The following is a 474-nucleotide window of genomic DNA, read 5'->3' as shown; positions in this document are numbered from 1 at the left end:
GCGAGGTGGCGAGGATCGCGTCGGCATGGGCGCCGTAGGAGATGACGGTGGCCGCCTTCTCCAGCTTCGCCCGGTCGCCGTCGATCTCGACCGCGCAGATCGAATTGCGCAGGTCGCCGCCGATGCCGGCCTCGGTGGTGGCCGAGGCGAGCAGCAGCTGTTCGGCGGCGCAGCGCGCCATGAAGCCGGCGTGCCACTCGCTGCTGGCCCCGTGCGACACGAGGCTCGACATCTTGATCTGGTGCATGGCGAAGATCATGCCCGACGCCGAGCAGGCCTGACCGAGCGTCGAGGTGATCTCGCGATGTCGGAGATGCTGGCGCCCTCCCCTCCAAGGTCGGCCGGGATCATCAGGCCGAGCAGGCGCTCGGCCTTGAGAGCGGCAACCGTCTCGCGCGGAAAGCGGGCGTGACGGTCCACGTCGTCGGCATGGGCGGCGGCCACCGCGGCGACGCGGCGGGCGCGGTCGGCGAG

General features: G+C 71.5%; 1 pseudogene. It reads right to left on the bottom strand.

Annotation, left to right across the window (positions count from 1 at the left end):
- A pseudogene (locus A6302_RS21790) lies at positions 1-474 on the bottom strand (acyl-CoA dehydrogenase family protein); the annotation flags it as partial.

Origin of the sequence: Methylobrevis pamukkalensis, assembly GCF_001720135.1 — a bacterium.
GTDB lineage: Bacteria > Pseudomonadota > Alphaproteobacteria > Rhizobiales > Pleomorphomonadaceae > Methylobrevis > Methylobrevis pamukkalensis.
Note: the sequence above shows the minus strand (reverse complement) of the source record. Positions and strands in the feature narration are given on the sequence as shown.